Genomic DNA, 18,445 nt, shown 5'->3' with positions numbered 1-18,445 from the left:
CGATCAGGGCACGTCAGGTGTTAGTTAACCCCTTCCTCGCTCTCTTTTTTCGCTTCTTGTCGTTCAACTTCGCGATACCAGCGTGGGTGATGTTTCTTCGCCCAGCGACGGCTCACTTTCCCTTCGACCATGCCTTTAATCGATCCTTTCACCCAGAATGCCATATACATGTGGATGAGGATGGCGTGCATCAGGATAATCCCCGCAGCCGCATGGATAAGCAGGCTATAGCGCACGACCTGCATCGGGAAGAACTGCGCAAAGTACGGACGCCAGATAATGATGCCGGTGATCAGCAGCACGAAAATCATGCTCATGATCGACCAGAACATCATTTTCTGTCCGGCATTGTACTTACCCACGTCCGCCACTTTGTGTTCATTGCCTTTCAGCACTTCCACAATATTTTTCAGCCACGGGATATCTTTTTTATCCGGGATGTTGTGGTGAACAAAGCGTACAAACATGAACATCAGCGCCACAAAGATCAGCAGTCCGAAGAACGGGTGCAAAATGCGCCCCATCTGCGGCGTACCGAAGGTCTGCGTCAGCCATTGCAGAGTCGGGAAGAAAAACGAAATCCCCGACAACGCCACCAGGAAGAAGCAGATCACCACTGTCCAGTGACAGGCGCGGTCGATAAACTTCGTGCGCACAATCATTTTCGACTTACTCATGATGATCCTCCTTGTCGTCGTCCACTTCCTTATTCGGACCGATACCAATGTAGTGGTAAATCAGTCCGGCGAAGGTGGCGATAAATCCGGCAGCGGCCAGCGGTTTCAGCGCCCCTTTCCACAGATTGATAGAGGTATCGATCTGCGGTTCTTTCGGCAGGCCGTGATACAGCTCCGGCTGGTTGGCATGATGCAGAACGTACATCACGTGCGTGCCACCCACACCTTCCGGGTTGTAGACACCGGCATGTTCATAACCACGTGCTTTCAGTTTTGCCACACGCTGTTCGCCCATTTCCAGCATTTCCTGCTTGGTACCGAAATGGATTGCCCCGGTCGGACAGGTCTTCACGCAGGCAGGTTCCTGCCCGACGCTGACGCGGTCCACACACAGCGTACATTTATACACGCGGTTATCCTCTTTATTGAGGCGCGGAATATTAAATGGACACCCGGCAATACAGTAGCCGCAGCCAATACAGTGCTCTGACTGAAAATCAACAATCCCGTTGGCGTACTGGATGATAGCCCCGGCAGACGGGCATGCCTTCAGGCAGCCCGGATCTTCACAGTGCATACAGCCGTCTTTACGAATCAACCACTCGAGCTTGCCGTTCTGTTCGGTTTCGGTAAACCGCATCACCGTCCAGGACTTGGCGCTAAGATCGGCAGGGTTGTCATACACCCCGACGCAGTGGCCGACTTCATCGCGGATATCATTCCACTCTGAGCATGCCACCTGACAGGCCTTACAGCCTATACAGGTGGAAACGTCGATCAGCTTCGCGACCTCAGCTTTGTAATCACGGGCCTGAGGCGGCGGCGTGATGGCGTTTGTTGCGGACCGTTTGATGATGTCCTGCGTTTCCATAGACATATGTTCGCCTCCCTTACGCCTTCTCGATGTTAACTAAAAACGCTTTGTATTCCGGCGTTTGCGAGTTTGCATCACCGACATTCGGCGTCAGGGTGTTGGCGATATAGCCTTTACGCGCGACTCCTTCAAAGCCCCAGTGGATCGGGATCCCAACCGTTTCAACCTGCTGACCGTTGACGTGCAGAGTACGCAGACGACGGGTAACCACGGCAACTGCGCGAATAAATCCACGCTTGCTGCTAACTTTGACGTGATCGCCGTTGGAGATCCCCTTCGCCGCCGCCAGCGTTTCGCTGATTTCCACAAACTGCTCTGGCTGAGCAATCGCATTCAGCAATGCGTGCTTGGTCCAGGTATGGAAATGTTCGGTCAGACGATAGGTCGTCCCGACGTACGGGAAGTCCTGTTTCGTGCCCATGCGTAACTTATCCGCTTCGTACAGACGCGCTGCCGGGTTGGAGATCACGTTCGGATGCAGCGGGTTCGTACCCAGCGGCGTTTCCATTGGCTCGTAGTGTTCCGGGAACGGACCTTCCGCCATCTTATCGATAGCGAACAGACGACCCAGCCCTTCCGGCTGCATAATAAACGGATTGGTGCCACTGCCCGGTGCTGCGGTGTTGAAGTCCGGGATATCGTTCCCCGTCCACTTCGTGCCGTTCCACTGGATCAGCATGCGTTTTGGATCCCATGGCTTACCTTGCGGGTCCGCCGAAGCGCGGTTATACAACACGCGACGGTTTAACGGCCATGCCCAGGCCCAGCCCAGCGTATTACCGAGACCTGACGGGTCGGCGTTATCGCGATTGGCCATCTGGTTGCCCTGCTCGGTCCAGCTACCGGTATAAATCCAGCAGGACGATGACGTAGACCCATCATCGCGCAGAAGCGCAAAGCTGCTGAGTAACTGGCCTTTCTTCGCAACCAGCACACCGTTGGCATCATAGAGATCTTCCAGCGCATAGCCGTTGTTCTCTTTTGCCACTTCCTCGGAGTGCGGTTCGTCCGGCTGCTTATAGTTCCAGCTCATTTTCAGCACGGGTTCTACGGCTTTACCGCCTTCAGTGCGATACATGTCGCGCAGACGGTGATAAATACCGGCCAGAATTTCGCCGTCGTTGCGGGCTTCACCCGGGGCATCCTGACCTTTCCAGTGCCACTGCAGCCAGCGACCGGAGTTGGCGATGGAGCCGTCCTCTTCCGCAAAGCAGGTGGATGGCAAACGGAAGACTTCGGTCTGAATAGAAGCCGGATCAACGTCGTTTGATTCGCCGTGGTTCTGCCAGAACGTAGAGGTTTCGGTCACCAGCGGATCGATAATCACCAGATACTTCAGTTTGCTCAGGCACTGCACCACTTTGTTTTTGTCCGGGAAGGACGCGACCGGGTTAAAGCCCTGACAGATGTAGCCGGTCACTTTCCCGCTATCCATCATGTTGAAGTATTTGATGACGTCGTAGGACTGATCCCACTTCGGCAACCACTCAAAGCCCCAGTCGTTTTCTTTCTGCGCCGCATTGCCGTAGAAAGATTTCATCAGGCTGACGAAGAATTTCGGGTAGTTGCCCCAGTAGTTCACCTGATCGGCCAACGTCGCTTTTGGCGTGTTAGCAGCCAGATAGGTTTGCAGATCGGCCTGTTTCTCTGACGGCAGCGTCAGGTAGCCTGGTAGACTGGTAGAGAGCAGCCCTAAGTCGGTTAAACCCTGAATGTTGGAGTGACCGCGTAAAGCGTTGACCCCGCCACCTGCCATCCCCATGTTGCCGAGCAGCAACTGGATCATCGCCATGGTACGGATGTTCTGCGCCCCGACGGTATGCTGTGTCCAGCCCAGCGCATACAGGAACGTGGTGGTGCGATCCGCTGCGCTGGTGGAAGCCAGCACTTCGCACACTTTCAGGAAGTCTTCTTTTGGCGTACCGCAGATGTTTTCCACCACATCCGGCGTGTAGCGGGAAACGTGCTGTTTTAGCAGATTCCAGACACAGCGAGGATGGCTTAACGTTTCATCGCGTTTCGCGTAGCCGTTTTCATCGAACTGGTAGTTCCAGGACGATTTATCGTATTGGCGTTTTTTCGCGTCGTAACCGCTGAACAGGCCGTCTTCAAAAGCAAAATCATCCCGCACCAGCAGGCTGGCGTTGGTGTAATGCTTAACGTATTCAGCGTTGATTTTGTTGTTTTCAATCAGATACAGCAAGACGCCGGACAGGAACGTAATGTCCGTGCCGGAACGAATTGGCGCGTAAATATCCGCTACCGAGGCTGTACGTGTAAAACGGGGGTCAACAACAATTAGCGTGGCATCATTGTTGTTTTTAGCTTCCATCGCCCAGCGGAATCCCACCGGATGTGCTTCAGCGGCGTTACCGCCCATCACCATCACGACGTTGGCGTTTTTAATATCAACCCAGTGGTTGGTCATCGCACCGCGACCAAATGTTGGAGCAAGACTTGCTACCGTTGGTCCGTGTCAGACGCGCGCCTGGTTGTCTACTGCCAGCATGCCGAGTGAGCGCACAAATTTTTGCGTCAGCATGCCGGTTTCATTACTTGCCGCAGATGCGCACAGCATCCCGGTAGAAAGCCAGCGGTTTACCGTTACGCCCTGCTCATTCTTCTCAATAAAGTTGGCGTCGCGGTCAGTTTTCATCAGCTTCGCGATACGGGTAAAAGCCTCATCCCAGCTGATACGCTGCCATTTGTCGGAGCCTGGAGCGCGATATTCCGGGTAACGCAGACGGTTTTCACTGTGCACGTAATCCAGTAATCCTGCGCCCTTAGGGCATAATGCCCCACGACTCACCGGATGATCCGGATCCCCTTCAATATGGTAAATCGACTCTTTGGCGTTTTTTGCTCCATCTCCCAGGCTATACATTAATAGCCCGCAACCTACGGAACAGTATGTGCAGGTGTTTCGGATCTCTTTGGCGCGCAACAGCTTATAGTTTCGCGCCTGAGCCAGTGCCATTTTGGGTGCAAAACCCAGAGCGGCTACTGTTGTTCCCGCCATACCGCCCGCGCAGATTTTAAAAAATTGTCTGCGGCTGACGTCCATTGCTTTCCTCTTTTTTGCAGGGATTCGTACAGGAAATCTCTCAAATTGCGCCAGCGCGGCATGATTGAAAGATGACATGTACAACTTCGCGACGAAACTATCAGCTATATCCATATTTTTTTTGCGTCAAATCAATAACGAAACGGTTCCGCTACTAAATAGTGCACTTCGCTTAACCTTTGTACCCATAAGGGAGTAGACAAAAGGGAATTAATTAGCGCGCTACGGTGTAAAGGTGCTATACATTTCAGCTTAATTTTTGCCAGTACCATGGACAGACAATCAGCATGACAAAACAAAAAGCAACGTTAATTGGGCTTATTGCCATCGTGCTCTGGAGCACGATGGTCGGGCTTATTCGTGGGGTAAGCGAAGGACTGGGGCCGGCAGGCGGCGCGGCGATGATTTTTACATTAAGCGGCCTGTTGCTGATATTTACCGTCGGATTCCCAAATATCAGAAAAATTCCTGTGCGATATTTAATCGCCGGTAGCGTGCTTTTTGTTAGCTATGAAATATGCTTAGCGCTGGCCCTGGGCTATGCCGCCACTCGTCACCAGGCTATTGAAGTGGGTATGGTCAATTATCTCTGGCCAAGTCTGACAATATTATTTGCCATCTTATTTAATGGCCAAAAAACAACCTGGTTGGTGATTCCCGGATTAATCATCGCATTGACCGGGGTTTGTTGGGTGTTGGGGGGTGAAAACGGCCTCAATCCTGGAGAAATTATCAGTAATGTTGCCAGCAGTCCGCTTAGCTATTTTCTCGCCTTTCTCGGCGCTTTTATCTGGGCAACGTATTGCACGGTGACCAATAAATATGCAAAAGGTTTTAACGGCATCACCGTGTTCGTTTTACTAACGGCGGCAAGTTTGTGGGTTTACTATTTTATTACGCCTCAACCGGAAATGGTTTTCAGCACTTCGGTGACGATTAAAATGTTCACTGCAGCATTAACGTTAGGATTTGCCTATGCCGCGTGGAATATTGGCATTTTGCATGGCAACGTGACCGTTATGGCCGTCGGGTCTTATTTTACTCCAGTGCTCTCCTCTGCGCTGGCCGCGGTGTTGCTCAGCGCCCCGCTGTCACTATCCTTCTGGCAAGGAGCGCTGATGGTCTGCGCGGGGTCTCTGCTTTGCTGGCTGGCAACGCGCCGTGCCTGAAAAAAGTCGGGTTTTATCACAAACAAATAAAATCCGGCTATACTTTAGACAATTTAATGAATAATAATTGTTCATTCCGCTGCGGTTTATGTTTATATTTATTTAATTAAATGTTAAACATATGGAAATTAATTAACACCCGAAAGTATTACTCGGTCATCTATATCTCTTCACATGTATATATTACACCTGCGAAACTAACGCCATTTAAATCATAGCCTGCACAATAGTTCCCCATGTAAATATACCCATTCCGATCTGTCACATATTAAGATTAATACAATCAGCTATATTATGTAGATCTGGATCACACAACTTCAAATATTTCGCAATATTATGAAACTTATTATTGAACTTATACCACTGCGTCATTTAAAAATGGTTTGCCATTGACGAACCCCTTCGTTTAGCAATGGTTTAGGAAACACACCAAGAAATAATTATAAGGATTATTTAGAATGAAACTTAAATTAGTTGCAGTGGCAGTGACTAGCCTGTTGGCGGCAGGTGCGGTAAACGCAGCTGAGGTATATAACAAAGACGGTAACAAACTGGACCTGTACGGTAAAGTTCACGCTCAACACTACTTCTCTAACGATACCAGCAACGATGGCGACAAAACTTACGCGCGTCTGGGCTTCAAAGGCGAAACTCAGATCAACGACCAACTGGTTGGTTTCGGTCAGTGGGAATATGAATTCAAAGGCAACCGTTCTGAAAATCAGGGTTCCGACAAAGATAAAACCCGTCTGGCATTCGCTGGTCTGAAATTCGCTGAATACGGTTCTTTCGACTACGGTCGTAACTACGGCGTAGCTTACGACATCGGCGCATGGACCGACGTTCTGCCAGAGTTCGGTGGCGATACCTGGACCCAGACTGACGTCTTCATGACTGGCCGTACTACTGGCGTTGCAACCTACCGTAACACCGACTTCTTCGGTCTGGTTGAAGGTCTGAACTTTGCTGCTCAGTACCAGGGCAAAAACGACCGTAACGACGTTCAGGAAGCTAACGGCGACGGTTTTGGTCTGTCTACTACCTATGAGTACGAAGGCTTCGGCGTAGGTGCGACCTATGCGAAATCTGACCGTACCGACGAGCAGAACAACCATAACAGCATCTTCAAAGCTAACGGCGCAAACGCTGAAGTATGGGCTGCTGGCCTGAAATATGATGCGAACAACATCTACCTGGCAACTACCTACTCCGAAACTCGCAACATGACCACCTATGGCTCTAAAGTTGCTGGTATCGCTGAGAAAGCACAGAACTTTGAAGCAGTTGCTCAGTACCAGTTCGACTTCGGTCTGCGTCCGTCCGTTGCTTACCTGAAATCCAAAGGTAAAGACATTGCAGTCTTCGGCGACCAGGATCTGGTTGAATACGTAGACCTGGGCGCGACCTACTACTTCAACAAAAACATGTCCACCTTCGTTGATTACAAAATCAACCTGCTGGATGCCAACAACTTCACAAGAGCTGCCGGTGTAAGCACTGACAACATCGTTGCTGTTGGTCTGAACTACCAGTTCTAATTTTGTTGTAGTCTGAATACAAAGCCAGTCCTTCCAGGGCTGGCTTTTTCTCTTAATGTAGACTCGGTCATAAGGAGTATGCCGTGCAGACATTCACTGGTCGTTGTCTTTGCGGGCAGAGTCATTTTACCGTCGACGTCGAAATGCTGGATGTCTATGCCTGTCATTGTACGCTGTGCCAGAAGTGGTCAGGTGGCATCGCTATGTATCTGGAAGCCAGCGCTCAGCCGCTGATGTCGCCAGATTCAGCAGAACCTTCGCACTTCCCTTCTTCAAATCGTGGTGAACGTTTCTTCTGTTCCGGATGCGGGTGTCCGCTGTGGTTTACCCTAACGGGCAGCGATCGTTATTTTGTGCCGTGGACGCTGCTCGAACTGAATGAGGTGGATCGCCGCCGCCTGGTTTTAGCGGCAGAGATCTATACGGAAACACAGCCTGCGTTCTGGAGGCTGACGGGGCAATACGCTCGACTGAGTGGGAAAGAAGTCGAAGAGATGGATTACCCCTGTCATTTAGCCCATTAGTTATTGACGCTGTACCTTTGCCAGACTGAACCACATTCCTACCGCTAATACGATAAGCATGCTGCCGGCGCTGCTTAAGGCCACGCTGTGCGACCAGGTAAAGGCTTCTTTAGCAGCCGACAGCAACGCCTCACTCAGCGACGACGGGAGCGAGTGCGCCAGTTGCACCGCCTCCCCCATTGACGATGAGGCTCGTTCTATCTCCTGTGGATTAAGTCCGACAGGCGGCAGAATCGACGCTGAAAAGCTGCGGCTCAACAACAAACCAAAGATAGCGATCCCAAGCCCGGCCCCCAGTTCATAAGCCATTGTCTCGATGGCGCCCGCGGCTGCGGCTTTTTCTGCCGGGGCTGCCGCCATGATAGCCGCCGTTGAGGCCAGCAGCGCACTGGCGGCGCTGAAACCGAGCAAAGCCATTAATATCCAGGCTTGAATCTGCTGAGTACTGAAATCTGTCATCGCCAGGCCGTAAAAACTGACGGCGCTAAGCGCCATACCCGCCGTTGCCACACAACGTAATCCCAGGCGTGACACCAGCATACCGGCAATGGGTCCGCTGAAGCCGCTTGCCAGCATCACCGGCAGCATAAACAGTCCCGCCTGATACGGTGTTAAACCATGAACAAACTGTAGCTCCTGAGCCATCAGTAACTCGAAACCCACCAGAGTTATCATGGCGGTCATCGCCATCACAACGCCGCTTAAGATGATGCGATGCGTGAACAGCCGCATATCAATCATCGGGCGGGAAGCAGCGAGCTGAATGCGGACAAACTGCCACAACAGTAACGCGCCGGTTAACAGCGTCAACGCAATGGCAGCGGTCGCCGTATGCCCTTTCAGCGCGGTTTTAGCGCTGTAAACCAGCAGCAGAATGGCGACAATCAGCATTATCGCATGACCGAAATTTAACGACTGATCGCGACGTCCGGCCTGGCGCGGCACTAAACGTGCGGTTAAGGCCATCACCACCAGGACAATCGGTACATTAATTAAGAATACGGATCCCCAGTAGAAGTGCTCCAGCAGCATTCCACCAACCAGTGGGCCAAATGCCGCACCGCCGGAACCCACGGCAGCCCAGACACCGAGCGCCATATTGCGATGCCGTTGCTCAGCGAATGTGGCGCGAATACCCGCAAGCGTTGCCGGAACAATCATCGCCGCCCCAATAGCCAATACAGCCCGAGTGGCAATCAGCCAACCCGCGCTGTGGGCAAAGGCAGCGGCCAGCGATGCGAGGCCAAATAATCCGCCCCCTAACAGCAGCAGACGTTTAAAGCCGATACGATCGCCCAGCGCACCCATTGGCAATACCATTCCGGCCATTACCAGAGAATAAATATCAATGATCCACAGCAGCTCGTTACCACTGGCACCCAGCGTCATACTCAGCGTGGGCGCGGCAACGTGCAGCACCGTTGCATCAATCGCAACAGGGATGTAGACCAGTACAATAATGACTAACGTTAACCACTGACGAAACATAAAACTCCCTAACGAAACTGAAACTGGACACGTGTCCAGCTTTAACGATCCTACGGAAATTTGAACGTATGTCCAACTTTTTGTTAAACTGCGTGCTATACGGGTACAGGAGGAAAGATGAGCTATCTGAATCGGGACGAACGTCGGGAAGTTATTCTGCAAGCGGCCATGCGTGTCGCGCTTGAGGAAGGATTTACTGCGATGACGGTGCGGCGTATTGCCACGGAAGCTCAGGTGTCTACCGGGCAGGTACACCATCACTTTACCTCTGCGGGTGAGTTAAAATCCCTCGCGTTTGTGCAACTGATACGGACCCTTCTGGATGCCGAACAGGTCAGTGATAACGCCAGCTTCCGCGAACGACTGCATGCCATGTTGGGCAGCGAAGATGGCGGGTTCGAACCCTACATTAAACTGTGGCGTGAAGCGCAGGTCCTGGCGGATAAAGATCCGGAAATCAAAACCGCCTACCTGCTAACCATGCGGATGTGGCATGAAGAAACCGCCGCTATCATCACTCAAGGACAGAGTGCAGGTGAATTTTCAGCAATACCGGATGCGGCCGAGGTGGCCTGGCGCTTAATCGCATTGGTTTGCGGCCTGGATGGCATCTATGTCTTAGGCATTGAGGAAATGGCCGACCCTGCATTCGAACGCCATTTGGATCGTATGATTACGTTAGAGTTAGTTAATTGATGTTATAGATGAATTAATAATACATCTTTTATTTTTACAATTGGTAACACTTAAGCAACATGTAATTCCCTCATCACGCCGCGTTATTGCACTTTTTTATCTATTCTTTCAGTCAATATTCCCAAAACTTTTCAATAATTTCTAAAAAGAACTCGCGCGGCGCTGTGTGCGTTTATTTCTTTTTCATGAACGGCATGGGCATGGAGAATAATATGTCAGCATCAAATGAGAAAAATAATCGTTATCTTTTAACTGACTGGAAACCGGAGAACCCTGCCTTTTGGGAAAACAAAGGTAAGCATATTGCACGCAGAAACCTCTGGATATCAGTAAGTTGTCTGTTGCTGGCGTTCTGCGTCTGGATGTTGTTCAGCGCCGTGGCCGTCAATCTGAATAAAATTGGTTTTAATTTCACTACTGACCAACTGTTTTTATTAACGGCATTGCCTTCTCTTTCTGGCGCAATATTGCGCGTTCCCTACTCCTTTATGGTACCTATATTTGGTGGGCGCCGGTGGACCATTTTTAGCACGATTATTCTGGTTATTCCCTGCGTCTGGCTCGGTTTTGCCGTGCAAAATAACGCTACTCCGTTTGGCGTATTTATTATCATTGCGCTGATGTGCGGTTTTGCTGGCGCAAACTTTGCCTCCAGCATGGGTAATATCAGCTTTTTCTTCCCCAAAGCGAAACAAGGCAGCGCATTAGGCGTTAACGGTGGTCTCGGCAACCTTGGCGTCAGCGTGATGCAGTTGATCGCGCCGCTGGTGATCTTTCTGCCTATCTTTACCTTTTTGGGCGTACAGGGCGTACCGCAAGCCGACGGCTCGTTATTGTCGCTGGCCAATGCCGCATGGATTTGGGTTCCGTTACTGCTGATAGCCACCTTAGCAGCAGGCATGGGAATGAACGATATTGCCAGTTCGAAGGCCTCAATTGCTTCCCAGTTGCCGGTCCTCAAACGTTTTCATCTGTGGTTATTAAGCCTGCTGTATCTCGCCACTTTCGGTTCATTTATCGGCTTTTCGGCAGGCTTTGCCATGCTGGCGAAAACTCAGTTCCCGGACGTGAATATCCTGCAACTGGCGTTCTTCGGCCCCTTCATCGGTGCTCTTGCGCGATCGGCAGGTGGGGTGATCTCTGACAAATTCGGTGGTGTGCGCGTCACGTTAATTAACTTCATCTTTATGGCGTTGTTTAGCGCCCTGCTGTTCCTCACCCTGCCTGGGTCAGGCGAAGGAAACTTTGTCGCCTTCTACCTGGTGTTTATGGGCTTGTTCCTGACTGCGGGTCTGGGAAGCGGCTCAACCTTCCAGATGATCGCGGTGATCTTTCGCAAAATCACCATATACCGGGTGAAGCTGCACGGTGGTACTGAAGAACAGGCCCAACGTGAGGCGGTAACCGATACCGCTGCCGCCCTGGGATTCATCTCTGCTATTGGCGCTGTGGGGGGCTTTTTCATCCCCAAAGCGTTTGGTTCATCGCTGGCGCTGACCGGCTCTCCGGTGGGTGCAATGAAAATATTCCTCGTGTTTTACATCGTCTGCGTGCTGGTGACCTGGCTGGTCTATGGCCGTAAATCACAAAAAAAATAACAAAATGGATACCGCAGGATCGGACAGTTCGATAGGCCGGATAAGGCGTTAACCGCCATCCGGCCTACCGTTCGATTCACCGTCGGCAATATTCTCAAAGCAGGAGTTATGTCATGAGTAAACTGTTCGATCGCTTTCGCTACTTTAAACAAAAGGGCGATACGTTTGCCGATGGGCACGGGCAAGTGATGCACACCAACCGGGACTGGGAAGACAGCTATCGTCAGCGCTGGCAGTTCGACAAAATTGTGCGTTCTACCCACGGCGTTAACTGTACCGGCTCATGCAGTTGGAAAATCTACGTCAAAAACGGACTGGTGACCTGGGAAACGCAGCAAACCGACTACCCGCGAACCCGCCCTGACCTGCCAAATCATGAACCCCGTGGCTGCCCGCGCGGTGCCAGCTACTCCTGGTATCTTTACAGCGCCAACCGTCTGAAATATCCCCTGGTGCGTAAACGTCTGATCGAACTGTGGCGCGACGCCCTGTCCCGCCAGCCCGATCCGGTGCAGGCCTGGGAATCCATTATGAACGACCCGCAAAAATGCCAGAGCTACAAACAGGTACGCGGGCGCGGTGGTTTTATCCGTTCCAACTGGAAAGAGCTTAATCAGCTCATTGCCGCCGCCAACGTCTGGACGGTGAAAACCTATGGCCCGGATCGCGTGGCCGGGTTCTCCCCGATCCCTGCTATGTCGATGGTCTCCTATGCCGCAGGCACACGTTATCTTTCGCTACTGGGCGGAACCTGCCTGAGCTTCTATGACTGGTACTGCGACTTACCGCCTGCATCACCGATGACCTGGGGCGAACAGACCGATGTTCCAGAATCCGCCGACTGGTATAACTCCAGCTACATCATCGCCTGGGGGTCAAACGTGCCGCAGACCCGTACCCCGGATGCGCACTTTTTTACTGAAGTACGCTACAAAGGCACCAAGACGATTGCCATTACGCCGGATTACTCGGAAGTCGCCAAACTGTGCGACCAGTGGCTGGCACCCAAGCAAGGGACAGACAGCGCCCTGGCGATGGCGATGGGCCACGTCATCCTCAAAGAATTCCACCTCGACAATCCCAGCGATTACTTCATCAATTACTGTCGTCGCTATACCGATATGCCGATGCTGGTTTTGCTGGATGCCCGGGAAGATGGCAGCTACGTGCCAGGGCGCATGATGCGCGCCTCAGACCTTGTCGATGGTCTGGGCGAAAGTAACAATCCGGAGTGGAAAACCGTGGCCTTTAACACTGCTGGCGAACTGGTGGTCCCGAACGGGTCTATCGGTTTTCGCTGGGGCGAGAAAGGTAAATGGAACCTGGAGCCACTGGCGGCTGGCGCTGAAACAGAACTTTCCCTCTCGTTGCTTGGTCAGCATGATGAAGTGACCGGCGTGGCATTCCCCTACTTTGGCGGTAACGAAAACCCACATTTTCGCAGCGTGAAACAGGAACCCGTGCTGATTCGTCAACTGCCGGTAAAACATCTTACCCTCGCCGATGGCAGCCGTTGCCCGGTGGTGAGCGTCTATGATCTGGTGCTGGCGAATTACGGCCTCGACCGCGGTCTGGATGACGCTCATAGCGCGCAAGATTACAGCGAAGTGAAAGCCTACACCCCGGCCTGGGGAGAGCAAATTACCGGTGTCCCTCGTCGTCATATCGAACAAATCGCCCGTGAGTTTGCCGATACGGCGCACAAAACCCATGGCCGTTCGATGATTATCCTCGGGGCTGGCGTCAACCACTGGTATCACATGGATATGAACTACCGTGGAATGATTAACATCCTCGTGTTCTGCGGTTGTGTGGGACAAAGCGGCGGCGGCTGGGCGCACTATGTGGGTCAGGAGAAACTGCGTCCGCAAACTGGTTGGTTGCCGCTGGCCTTTGCGCTGGACTGGAACCGCCCGCCGCGTCAGATGAACAGCACCTCGTTTTTCTACAATCACTCCAGCCAGTGGCGTTATGAAAAACTCACCGCTCAGGAACTCCTCTCTCCGCTGGCTGACGCGTCCAAGTTTAGCGGACATTTGATCGACTTTAACGTGCGGGCAGAAAGAATGGGCTGGCTGCCGTCCGCGCCGCAGCTCAACCTCAACCCGCTGACCGTCAAAGCAAAGGCAGAACAAGCGGGAGTGTCGCCTGCACAATACACTGCACAGGCGCTGAAATCGGGTGAAATTCGTTTTGCCTGCGAGCAGCCGGATAGTGGTAACAACCATCCGCGTAATCTCTTCGTCTGGCGCTCTAACCTGCTCGGCTCCTCCGGTAAAGGGCATGAATACATGCTCAAGTATCTACTGGGTACCGAAAGCGGGATCCAGGGGGAAGCGCTCGGTTCAAGCGAAGGTATTAAACCTGAAGAGGTGGAATGGCAGTCCGCGGCGATAGAGGGCAAGCTTGATCTGCTGGTAACGCTCGATTTCCGTATGTCGAGTACCTGCCTGTTCTCCGATGTCGTTTTGCCGACCGCCACCTGGTATGAAAAAGACGATATGAACACCTCGGATATGCATCCGTTTATTCACCCGCTGTCGGCGGCGGTCGATCCTGCGTGGGAATCGAAGAGCGACTGGGAAATTTATAAAGGCATCGCCAAAGTCTTCTCTGAGGTTTGCGTCGGGCACCTTGGGCAAGAAACGGATGTGGTATTGCAACCGCTGCAACACGACTCCCCGGCAGAGCTGGCGCAGCCGTTTGACATTCAGGACTGGCGTAAAGGCGAATGCGATCTCCTCCCGGGGAAAACGGCGCCCAATATTGCCGTCGTGGAACGTGACTATCCCGCCACCTACGAACGCTTCACTTCGCTCGGTCCGCTAATGGACAAGCTCGGTAACGGCGGGAAAGGTATTACGTGGAATACCCAGACGGAGGTCGATTTCCTCGGCAAGCTGAACTACACCAAACGCGAAGGTCCGGCGAAAGGCCGACCACTGATAGACACCGCGCTGGACGCGTCTGAGGTGATCCTCGCCCTCGCACCGGAAACGAACGGTCAGGTGGCGGTGAAAGCCTGGGAAGCGCTGGGAGCGATGACCGGACGCGACCATACGCATCTGGCGTTGAACAAAGAAGACGAGAAAATCCGTTTTCGCGATATTCAGGCGCAGCCGCGCAAAATCATCTCCAGCCCCACCTGGTCCGGGCTGGAAAGTGAACATGTCTCCTATAACGCAGGCTATACCAACGTCCACGAGCTGATCCCGTGGCGCACCCTGTCCGGTCGCCAACAGTTGTACCAGGATCACGCGTGGATGCGAGCGTTTGGTGAAAGTCTGGTGGCATATCGTCCGCCTATCGATACCCGAAGCGTCAGCAATATGCGCGAAGTTCCGCCTAACGGCTTCCCGGAAAAAGCGCTCAACTTCCTGACTCCGCATCAGAAATGGGGGATCCACTCTACCTACAGCGAAAACCTGCTGATGCTGACGCTGTCGCGCGGCGGCCCCATTGTCTGGATCAGTGAAACCGATGCTAAAGAGCTGGGCATTGAGGATAACGACTGGATTGAAGCCTTTAACGCCAACGGCGCGCTCACCGCGCGGGCAGTGGTGAGTCAGCGCGTGCCGCCGGGAATGACCATGATGTATCACGCTCAGGAGCGAATCATGAATATCCCTGGCTCGGAAGTCACCGGTATGCGCGGCGGGATCCATAACTCAGTCACCCGCGTCTGCCCGAAACCCACGCACATGATCGGCGGCTATGCGCAACTGGCATACAGCTTCAACTATTACGGCACGGTCGGCTCTAACCGCGATGAGTTCATCATGATTAGAAAAATGAAAAATATTAACTGGCTGGATGATGAAGGTCGCGATCAGGTACAGGAGGCGAAAAAATGAAAATACGCTCACAGGTAGGCATGGTTCTTAATCTGGATAAGTGCATCGGCTGCCACACCTGCTCCGTCACCTGTAAAAACGTCTGGACCGGACGTGAAGGGATGGAATATGCGTGGTTTAACAACGTTGAGACCAAGCCAGGCATTGGTTATCCGAAAAACTGGGAAGATCAGGAAGAGTGGCAAGGCGGCTGGATTCGCGATGTTAACGGGAAGATAAGGCCGCGCCTGGGCGGCAAGATGGGCGTTATCACCAAAATTTTTGCTAACCCGGTGATCCCGCAAATCGATGATTATTACGAACCCTTTACCTACGATTATCAGCATCTGCATAGCGCGCCGGAAAGCAAGAATCAGCCCACCGCACGTCCACGTTCGCTGATAGATGGCAAACGGATGGACAAGATTATCTGGGGCCCTAACTGGGAAGAGTTACTCGGCGGCGAGTTCTCAAAACGTGCCCGCGACCGTAACTTTGAGAAAATGCAAAAGGAGATGTACGGGCAATTCGAAAACACCTTCATGATGTATTTACCGCGCTTGTGCGAACACTGCCTGAACCCAAGCTGTGTCGCCACCTGCCCGAGCGGTGCCATCTATAAGCGCGAAGAAGACGGCATCGTGTTGATCGACCAGGATAAATGTCGCGGCTGGCGCTTGTGCATCAGCGGTTGTCCGTACAAAAAAATCTACTTTAACTGGAAGAGCGGTAAATCAGAGAAGTGCATTTTCTGCTACCCGCGTATTGAGTCCGGCCAGCCGACGGTATGTTCGGAAACCTGCGTGGGACGCATCCGCTATCTTGGCGTATTGCTGTACGACGCCGACCGCATCGAAGAAGCAGCCAGCACCGAGCATGAGACCGATCTCTACGAGCGTCAGTGCGATGTGTTCCTCAATCCACACGACCCGGCGGTCATTGAAGAGGCGTTAAAACAAGGTATTCCGCACAACGTCATCGAAGCGGCCCAACGTTCGCCCGTTTACAAGATGGCGATGGACTGGAAGCTGGCGCTGCCGCTGCACCCGGAATACCGCACCCTGCCGATGGTCTGGTATGTACCGCCGTTGTCGCCGATTCAGTCGGTCGCTGACGCGGGGGGACTGCCGCACAATGGCAACATTCTGCCAGCGGTTGAATCACTGCGAATTCCGGTTCAGTACCTTGCCAACATGCTTAGCGCGGGCGATACCGGTCCGGTACTGCGGGCGCTAAAACGAATGATGGCCATGCGCCATTATATGCGTTCGCAAACCGTAGAAGGCGTTACGGACACCCGCGCGATTGAGGAAGTGGGTCTGACCGTTGAGCAGGTTGAAGAGATGTATCGCTATCTGGCCATCGCCAACTATGAAGACCGCTTCGTGATCCCGACCAGCCACCGTGAAATGGCGCGTGATGCGTTCCCGGAGAAAAACGGTTGCGGATTTACCTTTGGCGACGGCTGCCATGGCTCAGATACCAAATTCAACCTGTTTAACAGCAGTCGTATTGACGCCATCGACATCACCGAAGTGCGCGATAAAGCGGAGGGTGAATAATGCAAATCCTGAAGGTTATCGGCCTGCTGATGGAATATCCCGACGAGTTGCTGTGGGAGTGTAAAGACGAGGCGCTGGCGCTTGTGGCCAGCGATGCCCCAATGCTTACCGAATTTAGCCAGGGGCTGCTCAATGCGCCATTACTGGATAAACAAGCCGAATGGTGTGAGATATTTGACCGGGGCCGGGCCACCTCTCTGCTGCTGTTTGAGCACGTGCACGCCGAGTCTCGCGATCGGGGCCAGGCGATGGTTGATCTGTTGGCGCAGTACGAAAAGGTCGGACTGCAGCTCGACTGCCGCGAACTGCCGGATCATCTGCCGCTGTATCTGGAGTACTTAAGCGTGTTGCCGGAAGCGGAGGCCAAAGAAGGATTGCAGAACGTCGCACCGATTCTGGCGCTGCTGGGTGGGCGTTTGAAACAGCGTGATACGCCGTGGTATCAACTGTTTGACGCCCTGCTATTGCTTGCCGGAAGCCCTCTTTCAAGTGACAGTGTCACTAAACAGGTTGGCACGGAAACCCGCGACGATACCCGACAGGCGCTGGATGCCGTCTGGGAAGAGGAACAGGTGAAGTTTATCGAGGATAACGCCACCGCCTGTGACAGTTCACCGTTACAAAACTATCAACGACGCTTTAGCCAGGACGTGGCACCTCAGTATGTCGACGTCAGCGCGGGAGGCCCGAAATGATACAGTACCTGAACGTCTTTTTTTACGATATCTACCCGTACCTGTGCGGCACGGTGTTTATCCTCGGCAGTTGGCTACGCTATGACTACGGGCAATACACCTGGCGGGCCTCTTCCAGCCAGATGCTGGACAAACGCGGCATGGTGTTATGGTCAAACCTGTTCCACATCGGCATTCTGGGGATCTTTTTCGGGCACCTGTTTGGCATGTTAACCCCGCACTGGATGTATGCCTGGTTCCTGCCGATTGCGGTGAAGCAGCAGATGGCGATGATCGCCGGTGGGCTCTGTGGCGTGCTGACGCTGGTCGGTGGCGCTGGCTTGCTGGTACGTCGTTTGACCAATCCGCGCATTCGTGCAACCTCCTCCACTGCCGATATCCTGATCCTCTGCGTTCTGCTGATTCAGTGTATCCTCGGCTTAACCACCATCCCATTCTCTGCGCAGCATCCTGACGGCAGTGAAATGCTGAAACTGGTAGGTTGGGCGCAGTCGGTGGTGACTTTCCAGGGCGGCGCGTCTGCGCATCTGGATGGCGTGGCGTTGATTTTCCGTGTGCATCTGGTTCTGGGGATGACTATCTTCCTGCTGTTCCCGTTCACACGCCTGGTTCACGTGTGGAGCGCGCCGTTTGAGTACTTTACCCGCCGCTATCAAATAGTGCGTTCACGCCGATAAATCCGCATTGAAATGTCGGGTGACGACACGCCTTATCCGGCCTACAACCA

At 52.9% G+C, this 18,445-nt stretch carries 13 protein-coding genes; 9 read left to right on the top strand and 4 right to left on the bottom strand.

The window, feature by feature from the left end:
- Positions 1-20: 20 nt before the first annotated feature.
- Genes fdnI through fdnG form a run of 3 tightly spaced genes read right to left on the bottom strand, consistent with a single transcriptional unit; the run spans position 21 to position 4,615 of the window.
- Positions 21-677 (bottom strand): formate dehydrogenase-N subunit gamma, encoded by a 657-nt coding sequence (fdnI, locus tag N0B36_RS15165; RefSeq protein WP_016153106.1) that lies wholly within the window; start codon positions 675-677, stop codon positions 21-23.
- Positions 670-1,554 carry a formate dehydrogenase N subunit beta gene (gene fdnH / locus N0B36_RS15160; protein WP_259688583.1) on the bottom strand — a complete coding sequence of 295 codons (885 nt, stop codon included), beginning with the start codon at positions 1,552-1,554 and terminating at the stop codon, positions 670-672. The genes fdnI and fdnH overlap by 8 nt, the downstream gene beginning before the upstream one ends.
- 13 nt (positions 1,555-1,567) lie before the next feature.
- Complete coding sequence (gene fdnG / locus N0B36_RS15155; RefSeq protein ID WP_094169740.1) at positions 1,568-4,615, bottom strand: formate dehydrogenase-N subunit alpha; 3,048 nt, start codon at positions 4,613-4,615, stop codon at positions 1,568-1,570.
- Positions 4,616-4,902: 287 nt separating this feature from the next.
- On the opposite strand from fdnG, the gene yddG reads away from it, so the two are divergent.
- The 3 genes from yddG to N0B36_RS15140 all read left to right on the top strand — a co-directional run bounded on the left by yddG (position 4,903) and on the right by N0B36_RS15140 (position 7,846).
- On the top strand, positions 4,903-5,784 hold the full coding sequence (yddG, locus tag N0B36_RS15150; RefSeq protein ID WP_016156546.1) for an aromatic amino acid efflux DMT transporter YddG: 882 nt from the start codon (positions 4,903-4,905) through the stop codon (positions 5,782-5,784).
- 458 nt (positions 5,785-6,242) lie between these two features.
- Positions 6,243-7,322, top strand: a complete 1,080-nt coding sequence (gene ompD, locus N0B36_RS15145; RefSeq protein WP_047498652.1) for a porin OmpD — start codon at positions 6,243-6,245, stop codon at positions 7,320-7,322.
- Between the two features lie 143 nt (positions 7,323-7,465).
- Positions 7,466-7,846, top strand: a complete 381-nt coding sequence (locus N0B36_RS15140; RefSeq protein ID WP_087121860.1) for a GFA family protein — start codon at positions 7,466-7,468, stop codon at positions 7,844-7,846.
- Here N0B36_RS15140 and N0B36_RS15135 read toward each other — a convergent pair whose 3' ends face one another.
- Positions 7,847-9,334, bottom strand: coding sequence for an MFS transporter (locus N0B36_RS15135; RefSeq protein WP_019076798.1), 1,488 nt, complete (start codon positions 9,332-9,334; stop codon positions 7,847-7,849).
- A gap of 117 nt (positions 9,335-9,451) precedes the next feature.
- Here N0B36_RS15135 and N0B36_RS15130 point away from each other — a divergent pair, with 117 nt between their 5' ends.
- From N0B36_RS15130 to narI, 6 genes are all read left to right on the top strand, one after another.
- On the top strand, positions 9,452-10,030 hold the full coding sequence (locus N0B36_RS15130; RefSeq protein WP_259688579.1) for a TetR family transcriptional regulator: 579 nt from the start codon (positions 9,452-9,454) through the stop codon (positions 10,028-10,030).
- Positions 10,031-10,242: 212 nt separating this feature from the next.
- Complete coding sequence (locus N0B36_RS15125) at positions 10,243-11,628, top strand: NarK family nitrate/nitrite MFS transporter (protein ID WP_047358146.1); 1,386 nt, start codon at positions 10,243-10,245, stop codon at positions 11,626-11,628.
- Positions 11,629-11,741: 113 nt separating this feature from the next.
- On the top strand, positions 11,742-15,482 hold the full coding sequence (locus tag N0B36_RS15120; RefSeq protein ID WP_259688578.1) for a nitrate reductase subunit alpha: 3,741 nt from the start codon (positions 11,742-11,744) through the stop codon (positions 15,480-15,482).
- Positions 15,479-17,023: a nitrate reductase subunit beta gene (gene narH / locus N0B36_RS15115; RefSeq protein WP_019076801.1), complete on the top strand. Its 1,545-nt coding sequence runs from the start codon at positions 15,479-15,481 to the stop codon at positions 17,021-17,023. The genes N0B36_RS15120 and narH overlap by 4 nt, the downstream gene beginning before the upstream one ends.
- Positions 17,023-17,718, top strand: a complete 696-nt coding sequence (narW, locus tag N0B36_RS15110) for a nitrate reductase molybdenum cofactor assembly chaperone (protein WP_016153117.1) — start codon at positions 17,023-17,025, stop codon at positions 17,716-17,718. The genes narH and narW overlap by 1 nt, the downstream gene beginning before the upstream one ends.
- On the top strand, positions 17,715-18,395 hold the full coding sequence (gene narI / locus N0B36_RS15105) for a respiratory nitrate reductase subunit gamma (RefSeq protein ID WP_003833047.1): 681 nt from the start codon (positions 17,715-17,717) through the stop codon (positions 18,393-18,395). Before narW ends, narI begins: the two co-directional genes overlap by 4 nt.
- Positions 18,396-18,445: the final 50 nt, after the last annotated feature.

Origin of the sequence: Citrobacter sp. XY323 (assembly GCF_025106035.1) — a bacterium.
GTDB lineage: Bacteria > Pseudomonadota > Gammaproteobacteria > Enterobacterales > Enterobacteriaceae > Citrobacter > Citrobacter braakii.
This window is presented reverse-complemented; position numbering and strand designations above follow the sequence as displayed.